Below are 2,036 nucleotides of genomic sequence, written 5' to 3'. Positions count from 1 at the left end.
CGGGGCCGATGATCGCGTCGCTGTACTACGCGTTCACCAGCTACAACCTGTTCGCGCCGCCCAAGTGGATCGGCCTGGACAACTTCACGACGATGTTCCAGGACCCGCGCTGGCAGAAGTCGGTCGAGGTCACGCTCAAGTACGTCGTCGTGGCGACCCCCCTGAAGCTGCTGCTCGCGCTCGGCGTCGCGCTGCTGCTCGCGCAGAAGCGGCGCGGACAGGGCCTGTACCGGGCCGCGTTCTACATGCCCTCGCTCGTCGGCGCCAGCGTCTCCGTCGGCTTCGTGTGGCGGGCGCTGTTCTCGGACGACGCGGTCGTGGACCGTACGCAGACGCTCTTCGGGTTCGACGTGGGCGGCTGGATCGGCAACCCGGACTACGTCATCTACGCCCTGGTGGCCCTCAGCATCTGGCAGTTCGGCGCGCCCATGGTCATCTTCCTGGCCGGCCTCAAGCAGGTCCCGCAGGAGCTGTACGAGGCCGCCGAGATGGACGGTGCCGGACCGCTGCGCAGGTTCTGGAACGTCACGCTGCCGATGATCTCCCCGGTGCTGTTCTTCAACGTGCTGCTGGAGTCCATCCACGCGTTCCAGGTGTTCGGCTCCGCCTACGTCGTCTCCGACACCCGGTGCGGGCCCGCCGACGCCACGCTCGTCTACACCTGTTACCTCTACCAGAAGGGCTTCAAGGAGGCCCAGATGGGCTTCGCCTCCGCGATGGCCTGGACGCTGGTGATCGCGGTGGCTCTCGTGACGGCGGTCCTGTTCTGGTCGCAGAAGAAGTGGGTGCACTACGAGGAGGCCGCCAAGTGACCAGTGCCACCAGCCCCGCCCTGCCCACCGCGAACGAGCGGCGGCGCTTCGGATCGATCGCCTGGCACGTGGGCGCGCTCGTCGTCCTCGCGGTCGTCCTCTATCCCGTGATCTGGGTGGTCGGCGCCTCGTTCAAACCGAGCAAGGACATCATCGCCAGCCTCGACCTGCTGCCCACCGATCCGGTCTGGGAGAACTTCTCCGGGCTCGCCGACGGCATCTCCGGCATCTCCATCAGCAGCTTCTTCTGGAACTCGCTGGTGTACGCGGTCCTCGCCGTGGCCGGTGTCGTCCTGTCCAGCTCGCTGACCGCGTACGCCTTCGCCAAGATCCGGTTCGCCGGGCGGAACCTGCTCTTCACGCTGATGATCGGCACGCTGCTGCTGCCGTACCACGTGCTGCTCATCCCGCAGTACGTGCTCTTCCGCAACCTGGAGCTCACCGACACCCTGGTGCCGCTCGTCGCGGGCAAGTTCCTGGCCACGGAAGCCTTCTTCGTGTTCCTGATGGTGCAGTTCATGCGCGGACTGCCCAGGGAGCTGGACGAGGCCGCCAAGCTCGACGGCTGCGGGCACCTGCGCACCTACTGGTCGATCGTGCTGCCGCTGAGCCGGCCCGCGATCATCACCAGCGCGATCTTCACCTTCATCAACGCCTGGAACGACTTCATGGGGCCGCTGATCTACCTCAACACCCCCGAGAAGTACACCGTCTCGCTCGGCCTGATGATGTTCCGCGACCAGGAGGGCGTCTCCAACTACGGCAGCATGATCGCGATGTCGCTGGTGGCGCTGGTGCCGGTCATCGCCTTCTTCATGGCCTTCCAGCGCTACCTCATCGACGGTATGGCGACCTCCGGACTGAAGGGCTGAGGCGGTCACCATGGCGCAAGCACGCGTGAAGGCCCGTACCGCGCGCAGGGAGTCCGTGTTCGGCGAGCGCTTCGGGGTCTTCGCCGAGTGCATGCTCACCGGCGTGTGGATCGCCGTGGCCTGTCTCGGGGTCGTCACCTACCCGGCGGCCTTCGCCGCCGGTGCACGGCATCTGCGGCGCCGTACCACCCACCGGGGCGGCGGCCTGCGGGAGTTCGTCACGGACTTCCGCGCGGCCGTGCGCGGCGGGTGGGCCGTGGGGCTCGCCGGGTGGGCGGTGGCCGCCGCGGTGTGGGTGGACGTCCTGGCCGCGCGGGCCGGACTCCCCGGTGGGCCGCTCGTCGGGGCCGTC

2 protein-coding genes and 1 pseudogene are annotated in these 2,036 nt (G+C 67.9%); all 3 read left to right on the top strand.

The genetic code is table 11. The annotated features are described in order from the left end of the window. On the top strand, nt 1–812 hold an 812-nt coding region (locus tag B7767_RS30680; protein ID WP_085574993.1), incomplete at its 5' end, for a carbohydrate ABC transporter permease. Then, nucleotides 809–1,684: a carbohydrate ABC transporter permease gene (locus tag B7767_RS30675; protein WP_085574992.1), complete on the top strand. Its 876-nt coding sequence runs from the start codon at nt 809–811 to the stop codon at nt 1,682–1,684. The genes B7767_RS30680 and B7767_RS30675, both read left to right, overlap by 4 nt. 10 nt (nt 1,685–1,694) lie before the next feature. Continuing rightward, nucleotides 1,695–2,036, top strand: a pseudogene (locus tag B7767_RS30670) (hypothetical protein); the annotation flags it as partial.

The sequence above is a fragment of the Streptomyces sp. 13-12-16 genome (assembly GCF_002114215.1).
GTDB lineage: Bacteria > Actinomycetota > Actinomycetes > Streptomycetales > Streptomycetaceae > Streptomyces.
Note: the sequence above shows the minus strand (reverse complement) of the source record. Positions and strands in the feature narration are given on the sequence as shown.